The following is a 17,513-nucleotide window of genomic DNA, read 5'->3' as shown; positions in this document are numbered from 1 at the left end:
GTCAGGCGGCCGCTTGCCCGGGCAGCAGCCCATGCACCACATCGACGATGTCCTGCACGGTGCGGACCGCCTTGAAGGCTTCCGGCTGCAGGTTGCGGCCGAGCAGCGGCTTGAGCTGCACGATCAGGTCGACGGCATCGATGCTGTCGATGTCCAGGTCGTCGTACAGGCGGGCCTGGGGCGTGATGCGCACCGGCTCGATCTCAAAGCTGTCCTTGAGGATCTTGACGATGCGATCGAAAAGTTCGTTCTTGGTCATGGCAAATCCTGAGACGCCGTTAAGACTGCTGGCGTGCGGCGACAAACTCGCCAAGTGCACGCACGCTGGAAAAATGGCGACGGGTCTCTTCCGAGTCGGCGGACAGGCTGACACCGTACTTTTTCTGCAGGGCCAAACCAAGTTCAAGCGCGTCGATCGAATCCAGACCCAACCCCTCCACGAACAGGGGTGCGGCGGCGTCGATATCGTCCGGAGTGATGTCTTCCAGTGAAAGCGATGAAATGATCAATTCCTTGATCTCGTGCTCAAGTGCCTGCACGGCTTGGTTCTCCAGCGAAGTCAAAGTAGTGGGCAAGATGATCGGTCACGCGCCTGGCCGCCAAGGCATCCCCCCTGGGCGTGTCGTCGGCCCCCATCAGGAAGGGGGTGATCGGGAGATCTTCCCCGACTTCCAGCTGAACGTGAAAACGCCGTGATGGCACACGATACCATTTCTGGCCCTTGCTCAGGGTAGGCGGGGTGCAGGTGATTCTGACCGGCGTTATGTCCAGCCGACCCCGGACGGCAATGTTGGCGGCCCCCCGCTGCAGCCGCAAAGGCTGTCCCGGGACGGTGCGGGTGCCCTCGGGGAAGATCACCAGGTTGCCCCCGGCGCGCACCGCCGCAATGCAGTCGTCGATCAGGCCCGCCCCGTCGCTGTTGGCCACATAGCCGGCCGCGCGAACCGGGCCGCGCATGAATGGGTTGCATGCGACTGCCTGCTTGACCACACAGTCGGCGTTGGGCAGCTGGGCGATCAACAGCACCACGTCGATCAGCGTGGGATGGTTGGCCAGAATCAGCAGGCCGTTGCGCTGCAGGCGTTCGGCCCCCCGGATTTCATAGGTCATGAGTCCCAGCCGCCGCATCAGGGCCACGTGGCTGGCGAAACTGAATTGGACCAGCCGCCGCGCCAGCCTGCGCCGCCGGGCGGTATGGCGGACCAGGAACAGCAGCGGAAACAACAGCCCGCCCAGCAGCAGCCCGCCGATTCCGAAGGCGGCGAAACTGATGCCGGTACCGACCACGCGCCAGGCGTGGTCAAGGCGGGCGGGCCAGCGCTCAGCCATGGCGTTGCCAGGACCACTGCTGACCATCGGCCTGGAACTGCAGCGCCGGCTCGGCCGACAGCAGGAAGCGCAGCGCGTCCAGACTGTGCGGCAGCGCGCCGGGCGGGCTGTCCTGTCCGCCCCGGCCCCAGCCCAGGGAGAGCCGGGTGCCCGGCACGTCGGCGCGGGCCAGCCGCCAGCACCAGGCGAAGAACGGGTCAGGCTCGTCGGCGAAGCCGGCGTATACGGCCGGCAACTGCGATTCGTAGACGATCACGCGCACTTCCGGGGCGCCATCAGCGAGCAGCCCGAAGGCCTCCACGCAGGCGGCCTCCACCGTGCCACGGCCGCCGGCCAGGGCCAGATAGTTGCCGCGCTGGCCGCGGGCGATGGAATACAGCGCGGCCACCGCGTTGTGCACCGACAGGCCAAAGCCGGTGGGCGACATCGGGGCGTCCTGGCGCAGGGTGTCGAGCAGTTCCATCGAACGGGCCACGTCGCCATGCCGGGACGCGAACACCAGCGGCACCTGGCCGGCATCGTCAGGCTGTTCGCACCAGCAGGCGGCCTGGATGGCCATGCGGCCCAGGCGCTCGATGCGGCGGCGCTGCATGGCCGGCACTTCCGGCAACGCGGGCGTGTCGGCGCCTTCAGGCAACGTCGGGGCATGGGCCCACGCCTGCCAATCCGATTTCGTGGTCAGTCCCGGTGCCCAGGCCGACCAATCCACAACAGAGAACTCGATCATTCACGCCAACATGTTTATGGGCACCTGGACAGCACGAGCCGTGGTGGCAACGCGGATCGGCTCCCCCATTCCAGCCGGCCCACGCCTGTCTTCGACATCGTCCGGCGCGTTCGGGCACGCCGCGAAAGGAGCGCACGCTATCATGACACCCTCGGCACTGGCAGCTTTCACAATCTGAAATGAGTAGCACGATCCACAGCGTAGCGGATGCGCAGGTCCTTTCTCCTTCGGCAGACTCCGCGCTGTTCCGTGCGTTCTATGCCCCCGCTGCTGAACGCGATGCCGCCCTGGCCGACCCGCGCACCCTGGCCGTGTTCGGGTTTTCGGCCGGTGCCGCGCCCAGCGACGACCCACGCTGGCTGCGGGTGCCGTTGGCCGAACAGGGTCCGGCGCAGGTCGAAATCTGGCAGGGCGTCGGCCCCGTCCAGCACGGTGTGCGCGATGGCGTGCGCTGGTCGGCCAACGACACCTTGCTGTTCGGTGCGATCGAGATTGACGAGGTCGAGGACGATATCGAATCCGCGGCGGCAGACGCGTACGCACGCATGAGTGGTTTCCTGACCAGCTGCGGTTTCCCGCATCTGCTGCGCACCTGGAACTATCTGGATGCGGTGACCGAAGGCGATGGCGACCAGGAGCGCTACCGGCGCTTCTGCGTGGGCCGGGTGCGCGGCCTGCGCGAGCTGGACGAAGCCGCCCTCCCGGCGGCCACCTGTATCGGCCGTTTCGATGGGGTGCGCCGGCTCCAGGTGTACTGGCTGGCGGCCCGCGAGGCTGGCCTGCCGCTGGAGAACCCACGCCAGGTCAGCGCCTTCCGGTACCCGCGCCAGTACGGGCCGCAGTCGCCCAGCTTCTCGCGCGCCCTGTTGCCGCCACTGGCCACCGGGCTGCCGCTGCTGCAATCGGGCACCGCCGCCATCGTGGGGCATGTGTCGCAGCACACCGGTTCGGTGATGGAACAGCTGGAGGAGACCCTGACCAACCTGCAGAGCCTTGTGGATGCCGCGCGCCTGCAACGGCCGGGGTTGCCAGCCACGTTGGGCGCCGACTCCCTGTTGAAGGTGTATGTGCGCCGTGCCGGGGACATGCCGGCCATTGCGGCGCGGATGGCGCAGCTGCCGGGTTCACCGGCGTTCGTGGTATTGCATGCCGAGGTGTGCCGGGCGGAGCTGCTGGTCGAGATCGAAGGCCTGCACGGCTGCAGGGCGTGACGACCAACGGTCGTCACCCGATCCGTCAGTGGTATCCGGCGTCTGCGCGGACCTTGCCGCGGAACACGCGGTACGACCAGGCGGTGTAGCCCAGGATCACCGGCAGCAGCACCACCAGCCCGACGAAGCTGAAGCCCATCGACGAGGCCGGCGCCGCCGCCTGCCACAAGGTCATGCTGGGCGGCAGCAGGTATGGCCACATGCCCAGCACCAGCCCGATGAAGCCGAGCACGAACAGCGCCAGCGTGAGCAGGAACGGCGGCAGGTCGCGGCGCGGGTGCATTGCGCTGCGCCACAGCGCCACTGCAACGCCCAGGGTGAGCAGCGGCACCGGCGACAGCCACCAGAAGTTGCCATCGCTGAACCAGCGCGCCATCAGCCGTGAATCCAGGAACGGCAGCCACGCGCTGACCAACCCCATGAACACGATCACCGCCACCACCAGCGGCCGGGTCAGGGTGCGGGCAAAGGTCTGTTCGCGCCCTTCGGTCTTCAGGATCAGCCAGGTACTGCCAAGCAGCGCATAGCCGAACACCACCGCCGCTCCGGTCAGCATCGAGAACGGGCTGAACCAGCCGAACGGCCCGCCCACGTACTGCCCGTCCGCCACCTGCAGGCCCTGCACCAGCGCACCCAGGATCACCCCCTGGGCGAACGCGGCCAGCAGCGAGCCCAGCCCGAAGGCCACGCTCCACAGCCGCCGTGAGCGGTGCGCCTTGAAGCGGAACTCGAACGCCACCCCGCGGAACACCAGCGCCACCACCAGCAGCAGCACCGGCAGGTACAGCGCCGACAGCAGCGCGGCATACGCCTTGGGGAAGGCGGCCATCAGCCCTGCCCCGCCCAGCACCAGCCAGGTTTCGTTGCCGTCCCAGATCGGGGCGGCGGTATTCATCATCACATCGAGCTGTTCCTCATCCTCGGCCATCGGCGCGAGGATGCCGATGCCCAGCACGAAGCCATCCAGCACCACGTACATCAGCACGCCAAAGCCGATCACCGCAAACCATGCCACCGGCAGCCAGGTCGTCATCTCCATGTCAGCGCTCCTCCAGCGGTTCGTCGGCACCGGACAGCGGCCGCGCCGGGGTATGGCTGCCGTCTTCGATCGGCGGTTGCTGGTCGTGTGGCTTGGGCCCGGTACGGATGATCTTGACCAGGTACCAGACGCCCCAGCCGAACACGAACGCATAGCCCACGATGTACACGCCCAGCGACAGCGCGGTCATCCAGGCGCTCTGCGGGCCCACCGCATCGGCGGTACGCAGCACACCGTACACCACCCACGGCTGGCGGCCCATTTCGGTGACGAACCAGCCCGACAGCAGCGCGATGAAGCCACTGGGCAGCATCCAGTTCCAGCCACGCACCAGCCAGCGCGATTCCAGCAGGCGGCCGCGCCACCACTGGAACGCCGAGGCCCAGGCCAGCAGCAGCATCAGCGTGCCCAGCCCGACCATGATGCGGAACGCGAAGAACACGGGCACCACCGGCGGGCGATCGCTGGCCGGCACCGAGGTGAGCGGGTCGAACGTACCGTCCAGCGAATGGGTCAGGATCAGGCTGCCCAGGCGCGGAATGGCGATCTCGAAATCGTTGCGCTCGGCCTTTTCGTTGGGCACGGCGAACACCACCAGCGGCACCCCTTCGCCATCGCCTTCGGCATGCCAGTGCGCTTCCACCGCGGCGATCTTCATCGGCTGGTGCTTGAGCGTGTTCAGGCCATGCATGTCGCCCACGAAGATCTGCACCGGCACGGTGAGTGCGGCAAACGCCACCGCCGCCAGCAGCATGGTGCGCCCGGCCTCCATGTGGGTGCCCCTGCGCAGGTACCAGGCGCCGACCCCGCCGATCACGAAACAGGTCGTGATGAACGAACCCAGCGCCATGTGCGCCAGCCGATAGGGGAAGGAGGGGTTGAACACCACCTGCCACCAGTCCTGCGGCACCACGATGCCGTCGATGATGGCGTGCCCGGCCGGGGTCTGCAGCCAGCTGTTGGAGGACAGGATCCAGAAGGTGGACACCAGGGTGCCCAGCGCCACCATGCAGGTGGAGAAGAAATGCAGGCGCGGGGAGACCTTGCCCCAGCCGAACATCATCACGCCCAGGAAGCTGGCCTCCAGGAAGAACGCGGTGAGCACTTCATAGGTCAGCAACGGCCCGATCACGCTGCCGGCCACCTGGCTCAGGCGCGGCCAGTTGGTGCCGAACTGGAAGGCCATGACGATGCCACTGACCACGCCCATGCCGAACGATACGGCGAAGATCTTCTGCCAGAAGAAATAGAGCTCGCGCCAGATCGGCTTGCGGGTACGCAGCCATTGGCCTTCCACGAACGCCAGCCAGCTGGCGGTGCCGATGGTGAAGGCCGGGAACAGCACATGGAAACTGATGACGAACCCGAACTGGATCCGAGACAACAACAACGCGTCCAAGCGACGCCTCCGCAGGATTTCTGGAATCCGCACCAGTCTGGGCCTGTATCTGTGAAAGGCACATGCGACCCGGTGACGCGCTGCTTCACTTGGTCGCAGGTGGCGCCCAGTACAGGATGGAGTGCCATTCACAGGTCATGGGCCACGGTCCATGACCTGTGGCCCCCTCCCGGAGCCGTTGCGGCTGCTACGCTTGTCGGGTTTTCCTTCACGGTGCTGCCCGCAATGCCCAGAACGCTGCCCTTGTCCCTGCTGCTGCTCGCCGCCCTCGGCGGCACGGCCCACGCGGCACCGACGCCGATCACCATTGAACAGGCCATGGCCGACCCGGACTGGATCGGTCCGCCGGTCGAGAGCGCCTGGTGGTCGTGGAACAGCCAGCAGGTGGAGTACCAGCTCAAGCGCACCGGCAGCCCGGTCCGCGACACCTTCCGCCAGCCGATCAGCGGCGGCGCCGCCAGCCAGGTCGCCGATGACCAGCGCGGCAGCCTCGACGTGGACAGCCCGGTCTACGACAGCACCCGCCAGCGCAGCGTGTTCGTGCGCAATGGCGACGTATTCCTGCGTGACCTGCGCAGCGGCGCGCTGACCCAGCTCACCCGCAGCACCGAGAAGGCCAGCGCGGTCAACTTCGCCCGCGACGGCGGGGTGATCTGGCGCACCGGCCAGAACTGGTTCCACTGGACCGCCGCCGGCGGGGTGCAGCAGGTGGCCAGCCTGAAGGCGGAGAAGAACCCCGATGACGCGCCCAAGGCGGACGTCCTGCGCGACCAGCAGCTGCGCACCCTGGCTACGCTGCGCAACGACCGCGCCCAGCGGGAGGCACTGAAGGAGCAGGAAGCCAGCTGGCGCCGCGCTGACAGTACCCGCGCCCCCGGTCCGGTGTATCTGGGCGCCGATGTGGAGATCGTCGACAGCGCGCTGTCGCCCGACACCCGCAGCCTGATCGTGGTGACCAAGCCGAAGGGCTTCGATGAAGGCCGTGGCGGCAAGATGCCCAAGTACGTGACCGAATCGGGCTACGAGGAGTTCGAGGACACCCGTACCCGCGTCGGCCGCAACGACCCGGAACCGAACGCGCTGTGGCTGGTCGACGCCGTCACTGGCACGGTCAAGCCGCTGTCGCTGGACAGCCTGCCGGGCATCGGCACCGACCCGCTGGCCGCGCTGCGCAAGGCCGCCGGCAAGGACGCGCTGAAGGGCAGCCGCCCGGTACAGGTGCTGGGCGGCCCCGGCGCGCCGGGCATCCGCTGGAGCAATGACGGCCAGCAGGCCGCGATCCTGCTGCGCGCCAACGACAACAAGGACCGCTGGATCGCGAGCGTCAGCCCGGCCGACGCCAGGCTGCAGACCCGCCACCGCCTGACCGATGCGGCCTGGATCAACTGGAGCTTCAACGATTTCGGCTGGTCCAACGACAACCGCACGCTGTGGCTGTTGTCCGAGGAGTCCGGCTACTCTCACCTGTACACCCAGCAGGGCACGGCCAAGCCGCAGGCGCTGACCAGCGGCAAGTGGGAAACCTCGATGCCGGTGCCCAGCGCCGACGGCCGTGGCTTCTACGTGCTGTGCAACCAGCAGGCGCCGGGCGATTACGAAGTGTGTGCGGTGGATACCGCCTCGCGGCAGGTGCGTGAGCTGACCTCGCTCAACGGCGTGGAAGACTTCTCGCTGTCCCCGGACGGCCAGCAGCTGCTGGTGCGCTACTCCGGCGCCTACCTGCCGGCGCAGCTGGCGGTGGTGCCTGCCGCCGGTGGCCAGGCCAAGGTGCTGACCGATACCCGCAGCGCGGCCTTCAAGGCGCGCGAGTGGATCCAGCCCAAGCTGGTACAGGTGCCGTCCAAGCATGGCGCGGGCGTGGTCTGGGCCAAGTACTACGGCCCGGAAAACCTGGAGCCGGGCAAGAAGTATCCGATCGCCATGTTCGTGCACGGCGCCGGTTACCTGCAGAACGTGCACCAGCGCTACCCGGCCTACTTCCGTGAGCAGATGTTCCACAACCTGCTGGTGCAGCAGGGCTACGTGGTGCTGGACATGGATTACCGCGGCAGCGAAGGCTACGGCCGCGACTGGCGCACGGCGATCTACCGCAACATGGGCCACCCGGAACTGGAAGACTACAAGGACGGCCTGGAGTGGCTGGTGGCCACCCAGCAGGGTGACCGCGACCATGCCGGCATCTACGGCGGCTCCTACGGCGGCTTCATGACCTTCATGGCGCTGTTCCGTTCGCCGGGCACGTTCAAGGCCGGCGCCGCGCTGCGCCCGGTGGTGGATTGGCACCAGTACAACCACGGCTACACCGCCAACATCCTCAACACCCCTGACATCGACCCGGAGGCGTACCGCGTCTCCTCGCCGATCGAGTATGCCGAGGGCCTGCAGGACCACCTGCTGATCGCGCACGGGATGATGGACGACAACGTGTTCTTCCAGGACTCGGTCAACCTCACCCAGAAGCTGATCGAGCTGCACAAGGACAACTGGAGCATCGCGCCCTACCCGCTGGAACGCCATGGCTACGTGCGTGCCGATTCCTGGCTGGACCAGTACAAGCGCATCCTGAAGCTGTTCGAAGAGAACCTGAAGTGAGCCATGACGCGGCGACGATACGGATCGTCGCCGCGGTCATCACCGATGCCGCCCAGCGCGTGCTGGTGGTGCGCAAGCATGGCTCGGCGGTGTTCATCCAGCCGGGCGGCAAGCCCGAGCCGGGCGAAGCACCGCTGGCTGCGCTGGCGCGCGAGCTGGACGAGGAGCTGGGCGTGCAGCTGGCGCCCGCCACGGCGGTGCCACTGGGCACCTACAGCGACTGGGCGGTGCACGAGTCCGGCTGCCGGGTGCACGCCGATGCGTGGTGGGTACGGGTGCTGGGCACCCCACAGGCGCGGGCGGAGATCGCCGAACTGGCCTGGGTGCCGTTGCAGCCACCGCACGGACGCCGCTTGGCACCGTTGAGCGAAGACCATATCCTGCCGGCGGCCGCGCGCGTGATCGTGCCGGGCTGACCCCACCGCTCACTGCCAGGACACCGGATGTCTACCACCACGCCCCCGCTGCTGCCTGTTGCCAACCCGCGCCCTAAGGGCGATGGCACGCCTGCTTTCCTTGCCCCACTGGCCAAGTCGGTGCTGGTGGTGTGCATCGTGTCGGCCGTGTGCTGGGCCGGTGGTGCGGTGGTTGCCGCACTCCTCACGCAGTCGGCCTGGTTGAAGGACCTGCTGGACGGCACCGACCTGTCCTGGATGCCGTCATCGCTGCGCTGGTTCGGCCGGAATGCGGTGGCGGTGAACGTGGGCATGCTGGTCCTGTCGCTGGTGGGCGCTGCGGCGTGCTGGGGCCTGCTGCGGCGCAACCGTTGGGCGCTGTGGACCTTCATCGCGCTGCTGGTGGTCACCGCGCTGCTGAACTTCGTCGGTGCGTGGGTGATCGACGAGGTATTCCGCCAGCTGATCGTGCACCTGCCGCCGCACGCAGACGCGGATGCCGGCCAACTGCGCCGCGACCTGCAGACGCAGCGCGTGATCTACACCGGCCTGACCGTGCTCACCGCGCTGGCGTTCGCCGCACTGCATGCCTGGCTGGTGGCACGCGTGCTGCGCCCGGACGTAAGGGCGCTGTTCGGCAGAAAAGTCCCGTAGCGCGAGGTCCTGCCTCGCTGTGCAGGCCCTGCCCGGCTGCCCTGCGGTAAAGTACCGCCATGAACGAATTCGAGCGCGTACGCAGCTACCTGACCGACCTGCAGGACCGCATCTGCGGCGCGGTTGAAACCGCCGACGGCCAGGCCCGTTTCAGCGAAGACCTCTGGCAACGCGCCGAAGGCGGCGGTGGCCGTACCCGCATCCTGCGCGATGGCGCGGTGTTCGAGCAGGCCGGTATCGGCTTCTCCGACGTCTCCGGCACGCGTCTGCCGCCGTCGGCCTCGGCCAACCGGCCGGAGCTGGCCGGCGCCTCGTGGCGCGCCACCGGCGTGTCGCTGGTGTTCCACCCGCTCAATCCGTACCTGCCCACCACCCACGCCAACGTGCGCTACTTCAGCGCCGAGCGTGATGGCCAGCAGGTGGCTTCCTGGTTCGGCGGCGGCTTCGACCTGACCCCGTTCTACCCGTTTGACGAGGACGTGCAGCAGTGGCACCAGGCTGCCCACGACCTGTGCGCGCCGTTCGGCGAAGAGCGCTATGCGGCGCACAAGCGCTGGTGCGACGAGTATTTCTTCCTGCGCCACCGCAATGAAACGCGCGGCGTGGGCGGATTGTTCTTCGACGACCTGCACGGCGACTTCGAACGCGATTTCGATTACCTGCGCGCGGTGGGCGATGGCTTCCTGCAGGCCTACCTGCCCATCGTGGAACGCCGCAAGCACACCCCGTACGGCGAACGCGAGCGCGAGTTCCAGCTGTACCGGCGGGGCCGGTACGTGGAGTTCAACCTGGTGTACGACCGCGGCACGCTGTTCGGACTGCAGAGCGGCGGGCGCAGCGAGAGCATCCTGATGAGCCTGCCCCCGCGCGTGCGCTGGGAGTATGGGTTCCAGCCGGAGCCCGGCAGCGCCGAGGCGCGGCTGGGCGATTACCTGGTGCCTAGAGAGTGGTTGGCCGCGCGCTGAGCAGGTTGGCTGCCATAAGCAGTCACGCACCAGGATCATTCCCGTTGCTCGCGGTGGTGCCGGGCGCGTGGCGACGCGGTCGCCCGAATTCGCCCTGCTGGCACGGGGCGCGGCGTAGCTCTACCGGTTGAGCATTGCCATGTGCTCCTGCAGAAGGGTCTGCTTCTTCGCTTCGTAATGTTCGACCTCGCGCTGGGCCACCGCTTCCGCCACGCATGGGCTGTCGTCGAATAGTCCGCCGCCGCAGAAATTGCGGAAGGAGCCAGGCCGCAGGGCGTGATCCAACCGCAGCGTTTCAAGATTCTCGCGGGCGACATCCAGCTTGCGCTGGGTGCGGGCGCGGCGGTCCAGCAGCTTCTGGAGCTCGCGCGCCTGGGTTGCGGGGTGCGCGGGTGCTGCGGCGGAACGCGATCGCCATGCGGGCGGTTCGTTGGCGACCTCCAATGGAATGGCGTGCGATGCCGGCAGCCGCCGTTGAGCCATGTCCTGGCTCATCACCTCGTCATAGGTGGGTGGCAGATCGTCTGCCGGCGCAGGATCGCTGCGGACGCGGGCAAAACCCGACCGGGGTGAGTAGATCGCAACCCAGGGACGGGGCGAGGAAGCGGGTTCGAGGGGCATGGCAGGCATCTCCGTTGCGCGGGCCACTCCAGCAGCGGCCCCTGATGCGGCCGATTTCAGCAGTGCGTGCGGCGATGCACTTTCACGTTCCGCTCAACCGTTACCGTCTTCCTTGGGCTGCCTGGGCACGATGGTGATGTGGCCATTGATTTCCAGCAGCGCCATCGACACCTGGCTGATATGGGTGCAGCCCTGCTGGCGCATGGCCGCTTCCAGGTCGGCACGGGTGACCAGCTCACGCTTGAGCACCGAGGCCAGCACTTCGCCATCGCGTGCGATCAGCACCGGTTCGCCTTCCACCAGTGCTTCCACCTTCCTGCTGCGGGTGCTCAGCCAACCCACGCCGTAGTTGATGCCGATCAGCGTGGCCGCCAGCAGCAGGCCGCCGCCCAGCGAGGTGTCCTTGCCCAGCAGCGCGTTCTGCACCGCATTACCGAGCAGCACGATCAGCAGCACATCGAACGGGGTGATCTGTCCCAGCGCGCGCTTGCCCGACAGCCGGACCATGCCGAGCACCACCACGTACACCACCACCGCGCGCAGGATGAACTCCCACCACGGCATGGCCAGGTCGAACAGATCGGTCATGCGAACCCCGCAGAGGAAAAGATGGCCTGAAGCATACGGGTAGCGCGGGCCGTTGGCCGGACGCCGGAAAATAAAAAGCCCCGCCGACCAGGGGGAGGTCAGCGGGGCCGGGGAACGGGTGCTTGGGGAGGAGCCCCCGTTCCGAGATCTGCTCCAGGGGATGGGAGAGATCCACAACAGGCGTTGCGCCTGTCGAGGTCTATAAAAGCACCTCGAACATTGATAGTTCGTGAAGGGCGCCAATTAATACTGGGGTGAAACCCAAAACATTCATCAAGGAGTCAGTTAATCGGCCCGCAATGAACCAATTCAGCTTATTCAACGTGATTCACGTCTCAATGTGCCTCATCCCAGTTATCCCCTACCCCGGCATCCACCACCAGCGGCACGCGCAATTGAGCTGAAGACGACATCAGCTCGACCACCTGCGTGCGCAAGGTTTCCAGAAACTCGCTTTCGGTTTCGAATACCAATTCATCGTGCACCTGCAGAATCATGCGGGCGCGGCCGCCCTGGCCCTGCAGCCAGTCGTCCACCTTCACCATGGCGCGTTTGATGATGTCCGCGGCGGTGCCCTGCATCGGTGCATTGATCGCCGCGCGCTCGGCGCCGGCACGCAGGCCCTGGTTGCGCGCGTGAATGTCGTTCAGGTAAAGCCGCCGCCCCTCGAGCGTTTCCACGTACCCGTGGTCGCGGGCCTGTTGGCGCATGCGTTCCATGAAATCACGCACGCCCGGGTAACGGCTGAAGTACAGGGCCACGTAATCCTGCGCCTGGCCGCGGTCGATGCCCAGGTTGCGGGCCAGGCCGAAGGCGCTCATGCCGTACATCAGGCCGAAGTTGATGGCCTTGGCGGCGCGGCGCTCGTTCGGGGTGACCTCATCCAGTGCGCGGCTGAACACCTCGGCTGCGGTCGCACGGTGGACATCTACGCCCTGTTCGAAGGCGCGTACCAGGCCCGGGTCCTCGGACAGGTGGGCCATGATGCGCAGTTCGATCTGCGAGTAATCGCAGGCCAGCAGCTTGTGCCCCGGCGGGGCCACGAAGGCGCGGCGGATGCGGCGGCCGTCCTCGGTGCGGATCGGGATGTTCTGCAGGTTCGGGTCCGACGAGGAGAGCCGGCCGGTGGCCGCGCCGGACTGGTGGTAGCTGGTGTGGACCCGGCCCGTGTCGGGGTTGACCATCTCCGGCAGCTTGTCGGTGTAGGTGCTGCGCAGCTTGGCCAGGCCGCGGTATTCCAGGATCACCCGCGGCAGCTCGTGCTGCTCGGCAATCGCCTCCAGGGCCTCTTCGTTCGTGCTCGGCTGACCCTTGGGGGTCTTCACCAGCGCGGGCAGCTTCAGTTCGTCGAACAGGACCGCCTGCAGCTGCTTGGGCGAGTCCAGGCTGAAGGTGCGCCCGGCCAGTTCGGTGGCCTTCTGCTGGGCGGCCAGCATGCGCGTACCCAGGTCCTGGCTCTGCCGGCGCAGTTCGGCGCTGTCGATGTACACGCCGTTGGCCTCGATCCGGGCCAGCACCGGCACCAGCGGCATTTCGATGCTGCGGTACACGTTGTCCAGCGCGGCCGATGCCACCAGCTGCGGCTGCAGTACGTGGTGCAGGCGCAGGGTGATGTCGGCATCTTCGGCGGCGTAACGGCTGGCTTCCTCCAGCCCCACCTGCGAGAAGGGAATCTGCTTGGCGCCCTTGCCGGCCACGTCCTCGAACTTGAGGGTGCTGTAACCCAGGTAGCGCATGGCCAGCGAATCCATGTCGTGGCGGGTGGCGGTGGAATTGAGCACGAAGCTTTCGAGCATGGTGTCGTCGTGGTAGCCCTGAACGTCCACGCCGTGGCGGCGCAGCACGTGCAGGTCGTACTTGCCGTGCTGGCCCAGCTTCTTCTTGTCCGGGTTCTCCAGCACCGGGCGCAGCGCATCCAGCACCTGCTGGCGCGGCAGCTGCGCCGGGGCGCCCGGGTAGTCATGGCCGACCGGGATGTAGGCAGCACGGCCCGGCTCCACCGCCAGGCTGATGCCCACCAGGTTGGCGCGCATGGCATCGAGCGCGTCGGTTTCGGTATCGAAGGCGATCAGCTCGGCCGCCTCGGCGCGGGCCACCCAGGCGTGCAGCTGTTCGGTGGTCAGCACCGTTTCGTACTCGCCCGGCGCGGACAGGGCCGCATCCGGCACGGGTGCCGGCTCGCTGGAGGCGCCCCGGGCGTAACCGGCGGCGGTGCCGCGCAGGCTCACCGGCGCGTCGCTGGCGGCTGTGGGGGCCGGCACCGCGCCGCCCAGCTCCTTCAGCGCCTGAGTGAAGCCATAGCGCAGGTACAGCTCGCCCAGCGCGGGCACGTCCGGGTCGCGCAGGGCCAGCGTCTGCGGGGTGGCATCCAGCGGCACGTCGGTGCGGATGGTGACCAGTTCGCGGTTCAACGGCAGGCGCTCCAGCGCCGCGCGCAGGTTTTCGCCGATCTTGCCCTTCATGCCGGGCGCGGCGGCCATCACCCCGTCCAGGGTCTGGTACTCGGCCAGCCACTTGGCGGCGGTCTTGGGGCCGCACTTCTCCACGCCGGGCACGTTGTCCACCGCGTCGCCCATCAGCGCCAGCAGGTCGACGATCTGGTCGGCGCGCACGCCGAACTTGTCCATCACGGTGGCGTCCGAATCCATGCGGCTGCCGCTCATGGTGTTGACCAGTTCGATGCCCGGGCGGACCAGCTGCGCGAAATCCTTGTCACCGGTGGAGATGGTGACCGTCATTCCCTCGCGGTGGCCCTGCAGCGCCAGCGTGCCGATCACATCGTCGGCTTCCACCCCGGGAATGCGCAGGATGGTCAGGCCCAGCGCCTCGACGATCTGGCACATCGGCTCGATCTGCGGGCGCAGGTCCTCGGGCATCGGCGGCCGGTTGGCCTTGTAGTCGGCATACAGGTCGTCACGGAAGGTCTTGCCGGGTGCGTCGACCACGAAGGCCACGTACTCGGGGCGCTCCTTCAGGGTGGCGCGCAACATGTTGACCACGCCGAACAGCGCGCCGGTGGGTTCACCGGCCGCGTTGGTCAGCGGCGGAAGCGCGTGGAACGCGCGATACAGGTAACTGGACCCGTCAATCAGGACTAATCGGCTCATGCGACGATTCTACGCGCCCCGCCGGGGCCGTTCGCGGCACCGGCATCACGGGGCATCGGGCATAATCGCGACTCCCCCGACCCAGGAACCATGCCCATGAAAACTCTGCTGCTGGCTGGCGTGCTCGTGTTGGCGGGTTGTGCCAGCACCCCGGGCGGTGCGGGCGTGCCCCCGGTCGATGTGCGGGGCGCCGATATCGCCAAGCGGGTGATGGACAACGGCGATGTGATCGAGGAATACCGGGTCAGCGGCCAGCTGCGCATGGTCAAGGTCACCCCTTCCCGCGGCGCGCCGTACTACATGTACGAAGGCAGCCAGCACGGCGGCGTGGACCGGAGCAAGGATGGCACCTCGCCGGTCTACTGGAAGCTCTACAGCTGGTGAGCTGGTTGCGCCGTACCCGATGACGACCCCTGAACGACGCAAGCCCATGGACCCCGCCGCCCTGCGCGCGGGGCTGACCGACGAGCAGCGCCAGGCGGTGGACACCCTGGAGCATTTCGGCTGGGCGCTGCGCTTCGTGCGCCGCCCGCTGTTTCGCGACCCGATCCCGGTGCTGTTCGACCGCACCGGAGCCCGGTACGTGGTACTGCAGCCGGACGGCAGCCTGGACGAGTCGATGACCTTGAAGCTGCGCCCGTAACGGTCAGCGGATGACCAGCACCGGCACGGTACTGCGTGCCAGGACTTCGGCGGTCTGGCTGCCGAGCAGGACGCGGGTGACGCCGCGGCGGCCGTGCGAGGTCATCACGATCAGGTCGCTGTTGCGCTCCATGGCGGTGTCGATGATGCCGTCGGCGGCATAACGGTCCAGAACGTGCACGGTGGTGGCGGGCACGCCCTGGGCCTCGCAGGCAGCCTTGGCCGGTGCCAGCACTTTCTCTGCGGTCTCTTCGCGGTCGGCCTTGTACTCGGGGCTGTTCATGTAGCCCACGCTCCAGCCCATCGCGTCGTACATGCCCACCGCCCAAGGCTCGGAAACGGTGACGATATCGACCTCGGCATTGAGGTCGCGGGCCAGTTCCAGCCCCTTGAGCAGGCCCTTTTCGGACAGCTCGGAGCCATCGGTGGCAATCAGGATCCGCTTGTACATGGCACGCTCCTTGGCGAAGGCAGTGGGAACACCATTGCACACCCGGCGTGGAGACCGTGCCTTGAGGCGGATCAATCCGGGCGGTTGGCCGGGGCGCCGAGCATCGTCTGCGCGGCGTTGGTGAGCGCCTGCCGGACCCTCGCCGCGCGGTCGGGGTCGGCCTGCACCCAGTCGGCGATCTGCGCTCGATCGAACCGCGCCAGCAGGGCATCCCGGCGGCTGAGCAGGTGCGCGGCCAGCTCGGCTGCCGTGGGCCACGCCTGCCCCGCCCCGCCAGGCGACCTCGGCCAGTGGCGCTGGATGATGGCGGTGAGCGCAGGCACGCAGAGCAGCTTCAGCCGGTAGCCCATTTCGGCAAGCGTGTCGGCCACCGCAGGATCAAGCGCGACCGGTGGCCGGAACAGGGTGGCGATGCTCTCGGACTGGAAGCCATAGGGCCACGCGTTGAGATCGTGCAGGGGCCCGGGATCACCGCACATCGCATCGAAATGACCGACGTTGGTCATATATGCCAGTGGAATCGGGAACAACGATGGCGGCCGTTGTGCGATGGCTACCGCCTGGCTTGCCGATTTGGGCAGCATCGCGCCCGTCTGGAGGTCGCGGAAGCCGAGCGGCCCACAGGAGCCGAAATCCAGCGACATGCCCACCCTGACCCCGTCCCGGAGGGTGTAGCCGAAGTTCTCCATCCGGTAGTTGAGCTGGTCCCAGTTGCACAGCCATCTCGAAGCGATGAAATGGCGCAGCTGTTCGCAGCGGAGGGGTACGGGCAGCCGGCGGTTCATCGCGTCCAGCGCGTTGAACCGGCGCTGGTCGTTGGCGGCGTGCCGTCGGGCTTCGTCCCCGCGCAGGGCCCACCATTCAACCCCGGCGTTCTTTAACAGGTTGGCGTTGTCGGATACGGCCTGCGCATGGTCTTCCCGCAATGCCTCGTAGGCACGGCCCGATGAAGGGCAGACCGCCGCGACCAGCGCCACGGCCGCGTCACTGACGAGGAAGTCGCCCAGATCCTGGAAGTCCGCCTCGAAGCGTGAGCCGACATGCTGGCCACCGGGCGGCAGGCCCTCGACACCGGCCACCCGTTCGGTGTCGGGTGCGACCAGCCCGGTGAGCTGGAAGAGCTTGCCCAGCGCGACTTCCATGGCCGCGCAGTCAGCGTCTGCGGTGGCCTTGACCCGCCAGCGTTCGGCCCCCCGCGCGACCACCACGGCCGGCTGGCTGCCCGCCCCACGCCACGGGGTGGTCGGGCACCGGGCCAGATCCAGCGTGCACCGGCCGGAAAACCCGTCATTACGCGCCGCGGTCAGGGTCAACGTCGGTTGCGACTCGCCCCGCGCAGCCCCTGCGTGCGGCGCGGAAAGGGATGGCAGGGACGACGCCCGCTGCGGCGCGCTGGAGATCATGGCCCGGGCCTGTCCGGAGAAGGGCAAGGACACTATCAGTGTTCCGCTCGCCCACCGTTCGGACTGGTTGCAAAGATCACTGCGGCAGGGACGAACGCCGGCGCGACGGACGCGTGCGGGTCAGCACGAGCGCGACCGCCGCGACTGCCGCCGCGGTCACCCAGAAGCACCAACCCTGCAGCAGCAGATCACGCACGGCACTGGGCGGCGTGCAGCGCATCCGCAGCAGGTCCAGGCTGCCGCCGCTGTCCAGGCAGGCGGCCGCGTGTTCGAACAGGGCCAGTACCGGCGCCGCCCAGCCCGCCGACAGTGTCAGCGCGACCAGTGCAGCCATCAGGTACGGGATTCCCTTGTTCATGTGCGCGCTCCCAGCAGACAGCGCCAGACTCT

At 67.6% G+C, this 17,513-nt stretch carries 19 protein-coding genes; 7 read left to right on the top strand and 12 right to left on the bottom strand.

What is annotated here, in order from left to right; genetic code table 11:
- Position 1: 1 nt before the first annotated feature.
- From ACGFZ3_RS14080 to ACGFZ3_RS14065, 4 genes are read right to left on the bottom strand one after another with little or no spacing between them, the layout of a single operon-like run.
- Positions 2 to 259 carry an acyl carrier protein gene (locus ACGFZ3_RS14080; RefSeq protein WP_068854458.1) on the bottom strand — a complete coding sequence of 86 codons (258 nt, stop codon included), beginning with the start codon at positions 257 to 259 and terminating at the stop codon, positions 2 to 4.
- Positions 260 to 278: 19 nt separating this feature from the next.
- Complete coding sequence (locus tag ACGFZ3_RS14075; RefSeq protein ID WP_068854459.1) at positions 279 to 539, bottom strand: phosphopantetheine-binding protein; 261 nt, start codon at positions 537 to 539, stop codon at positions 279 to 281.
- Complete coding sequence (locus tag ACGFZ3_RS14070) at positions 526 to 1,329, bottom strand: lysophospholipid acyltransferase family protein (protein ID WP_392922272.1); 804 nt, start codon at positions 1,327 to 1,329, stop codon at positions 526 to 528. The genes ACGFZ3_RS14075 and ACGFZ3_RS14070 overlap by 14 nt, the downstream gene beginning before the upstream one ends.
- A complete protein-coding gene (locus tag ACGFZ3_RS14065) occupies positions 1,322 to 2,056 on the bottom strand; it encodes a beta-ketoacyl synthase chain length factor (RefSeq protein WP_392922269.1) in 735 nt (244 codons plus the stop codon). The genes ACGFZ3_RS14070 and ACGFZ3_RS14065 overlap by 8 nt, the downstream gene beginning before the upstream one ends.
- A 179-nt stretch (positions 2,057 to 2,235) precedes the next feature.
- Between ACGFZ3_RS14065 and ACGFZ3_RS14060 the strand changes: the two genes are divergently transcribed.
- Positions 2,236 to 3,267 (top strand): pteridine-dependent deoxygenase, encoded by a 1,032-nt coding sequence (locus ACGFZ3_RS14060; protein WP_392922266.1) that lies wholly within the window; start codon positions 2,236 to 2,238, stop codon positions 3,265 to 3,267.
- A 25-nt stretch (positions 3,268 to 3,292) separates the two neighbouring features.
- Here ACGFZ3_RS14060 and cydB read toward each other — a convergent pair whose 3' ends face one another.
- Positions 3,293 to 4,306 (bottom strand): cytochrome d ubiquinol oxidase subunit II, encoded by a 1,014-nt coding sequence (gene cydB / locus ACGFZ3_RS14055; RefSeq protein WP_392922263.1) that lies wholly within the window; start codon positions 4,304 to 4,306, stop codon positions 3,293 to 3,295.
- Position 4,307: 1 nt separating this feature from the next.
- On the bottom strand, positions 4,308 to 5,705 hold the full coding sequence (locus tag ACGFZ3_RS14050) for a cytochrome ubiquinol oxidase subunit I (protein ID WP_392922261.1): 1,398 nt from the start codon (positions 5,703 to 5,705) through the stop codon (positions 4,308 to 4,310).
- Between the two features lie 225 nt (positions 5,706 to 5,930).
- Here ACGFZ3_RS14050 and ACGFZ3_RS14045 point away from each other — a divergent pair, with 225 nt between their 5' ends.
- The 4 genes from ACGFZ3_RS14045 to hemF are packed head-to-tail and all read left to right on the top strand — an operon-like array spanning position 5,931 to position 10,311.
- On the top strand, positions 5,931 to 8,297 hold the full coding sequence (locus tag ACGFZ3_RS14045; protein WP_392922258.1) for a S9 family peptidase: 2,367 nt from the start codon (positions 5,931 to 5,933) through the stop codon (positions 8,295 to 8,297).
- Complete coding sequence (locus ACGFZ3_RS14040; protein ID WP_392922255.1) at positions 8,294 to 8,713, top strand: NUDIX domain-containing protein; 420 nt, start codon at positions 8,294 to 8,296, stop codon at positions 8,711 to 8,713. Before ACGFZ3_RS14045 ends, ACGFZ3_RS14040 begins: the two co-directional genes overlap by 4 nt.
- Positions 8,714 to 8,740: 27 nt before the next feature.
- Positions 8,741 to 9,346 carry a hypothetical protein gene (locus ACGFZ3_RS14035; RefSeq protein WP_392922252.1) on the top strand — a complete coding sequence of 202 codons (606 nt, stop codon included), beginning with the start codon at positions 8,741 to 8,743 and terminating at the stop codon, positions 9,344 to 9,346.
- Positions 9,347 to 9,405: 59 nt separating this feature from the next.
- Positions 9,406 to 10,311: an oxygen-dependent coproporphyrinogen oxidase gene (hemF, locus tag ACGFZ3_RS14030; RefSeq protein WP_392922249.1), complete on the top strand. Its 906-nt coding sequence runs from the start codon at positions 9,406 to 9,408 to the stop codon at positions 10,309 to 10,311.
- A gap of 120 nt (positions 10,312 to 10,431) precedes the next feature.
- Here hemF and ACGFZ3_RS14025 read toward each other — a convergent pair whose 3' ends face one another.
- From ACGFZ3_RS14025 to polA, 3 genes are all read right to left on the bottom strand, one after another.
- Entirely contained in the window at positions 10,432 to 10,932 is a 501-nt protein-coding gene (locus tag ACGFZ3_RS14025) for a hypothetical protein (RefSeq protein ID WP_392922246.1), read from the bottom strand.
- Positions 10,933 to 11,025: 93 nt separating this feature from the next.
- Positions 11,026 to 11,520, bottom strand: coding sequence for a DUF421 domain-containing protein (locus ACGFZ3_RS14020; protein WP_392922243.1), 495 nt, complete (start codon positions 11,518 to 11,520; stop codon positions 11,026 to 11,028).
- Between the two features lie 335 nt (positions 11,521 to 11,855).
- Positions 11,856 to 14,627, bottom strand: coding sequence for a DNA polymerase I (gene polA / locus ACGFZ3_RS14015; RefSeq protein WP_392922241.1), 2,772 nt, complete (start codon positions 14,625 to 14,627; stop codon positions 11,856 to 11,858).
- A gap of 96 nt (positions 14,628 to 14,723) precedes the next feature.
- Here polA and ACGFZ3_RS14010 point away from each other — a divergent pair, with 96 nt between their 5' ends.
- Complete coding sequence (locus ACGFZ3_RS14010) at positions 14,724 to 15,011, top strand: DUF2782 domain-containing protein (RefSeq protein WP_392922238.1); 288 nt, start codon at positions 14,724 to 14,726, stop codon at positions 15,009 to 15,011.
- 46 nt (positions 15,012 to 15,057) lie between these two features.
- On the top strand, positions 15,058 to 15,270 hold the full coding sequence (locus ACGFZ3_RS14005) for a hypothetical protein (protein WP_392922235.1): 213 nt from the start codon (positions 15,058 to 15,060) through the stop codon (positions 15,268 to 15,270).
- 3 nt (positions 15,271 to 15,273) lie between these two features.
- Here the strand turns inward: ACGFZ3_RS14005 and ACGFZ3_RS14000 are convergent, their stop codons facing one another.
- From ACGFZ3_RS14000 to ACGFZ3_RS13990, 3 genes are all read right to left on the bottom strand, one after another.
- Positions 15,274 to 15,720 carry a universal stress protein gene (locus ACGFZ3_RS14000; RefSeq protein WP_392922232.1) on the bottom strand — a complete coding sequence of 149 codons (447 nt, stop codon included), beginning with the start codon at positions 15,718 to 15,720 and terminating at the stop codon, positions 15,274 to 15,276.
- 71 nt (positions 15,721 to 15,791) lie between these two features.
- Positions 15,792 to 17,150: a hypothetical protein gene (locus ACGFZ3_RS13995; protein WP_392922229.1), complete on the bottom strand. Its 1,359-nt coding sequence runs from the start codon at positions 17,148 to 17,150 to the stop codon at positions 15,792 to 15,794.
- A gap of 49 nt (positions 17,151 to 17,199) precedes the next feature.
- Entirely contained in the window at positions 17,200 to 17,481 is a 282-nt protein-coding gene (locus tag ACGFZ3_RS13990; protein ID WP_392922226.1) for a hypothetical protein, read from the bottom strand.
- Positions 17,482 to 17,513: the final 32 nt, after the last annotated feature.

The sequence above is a fragment of the Stenotrophomonas sp. NPDC047960 genome (genome assembly GCF_043204395.1).
GTDB lineage: Bacteria > Pseudomonadota > Gammaproteobacteria > Xanthomonadales > Xanthomonadaceae > Stenotrophomonas.
This window is presented reverse-complemented; position numbering and strand designations above follow the sequence as displayed.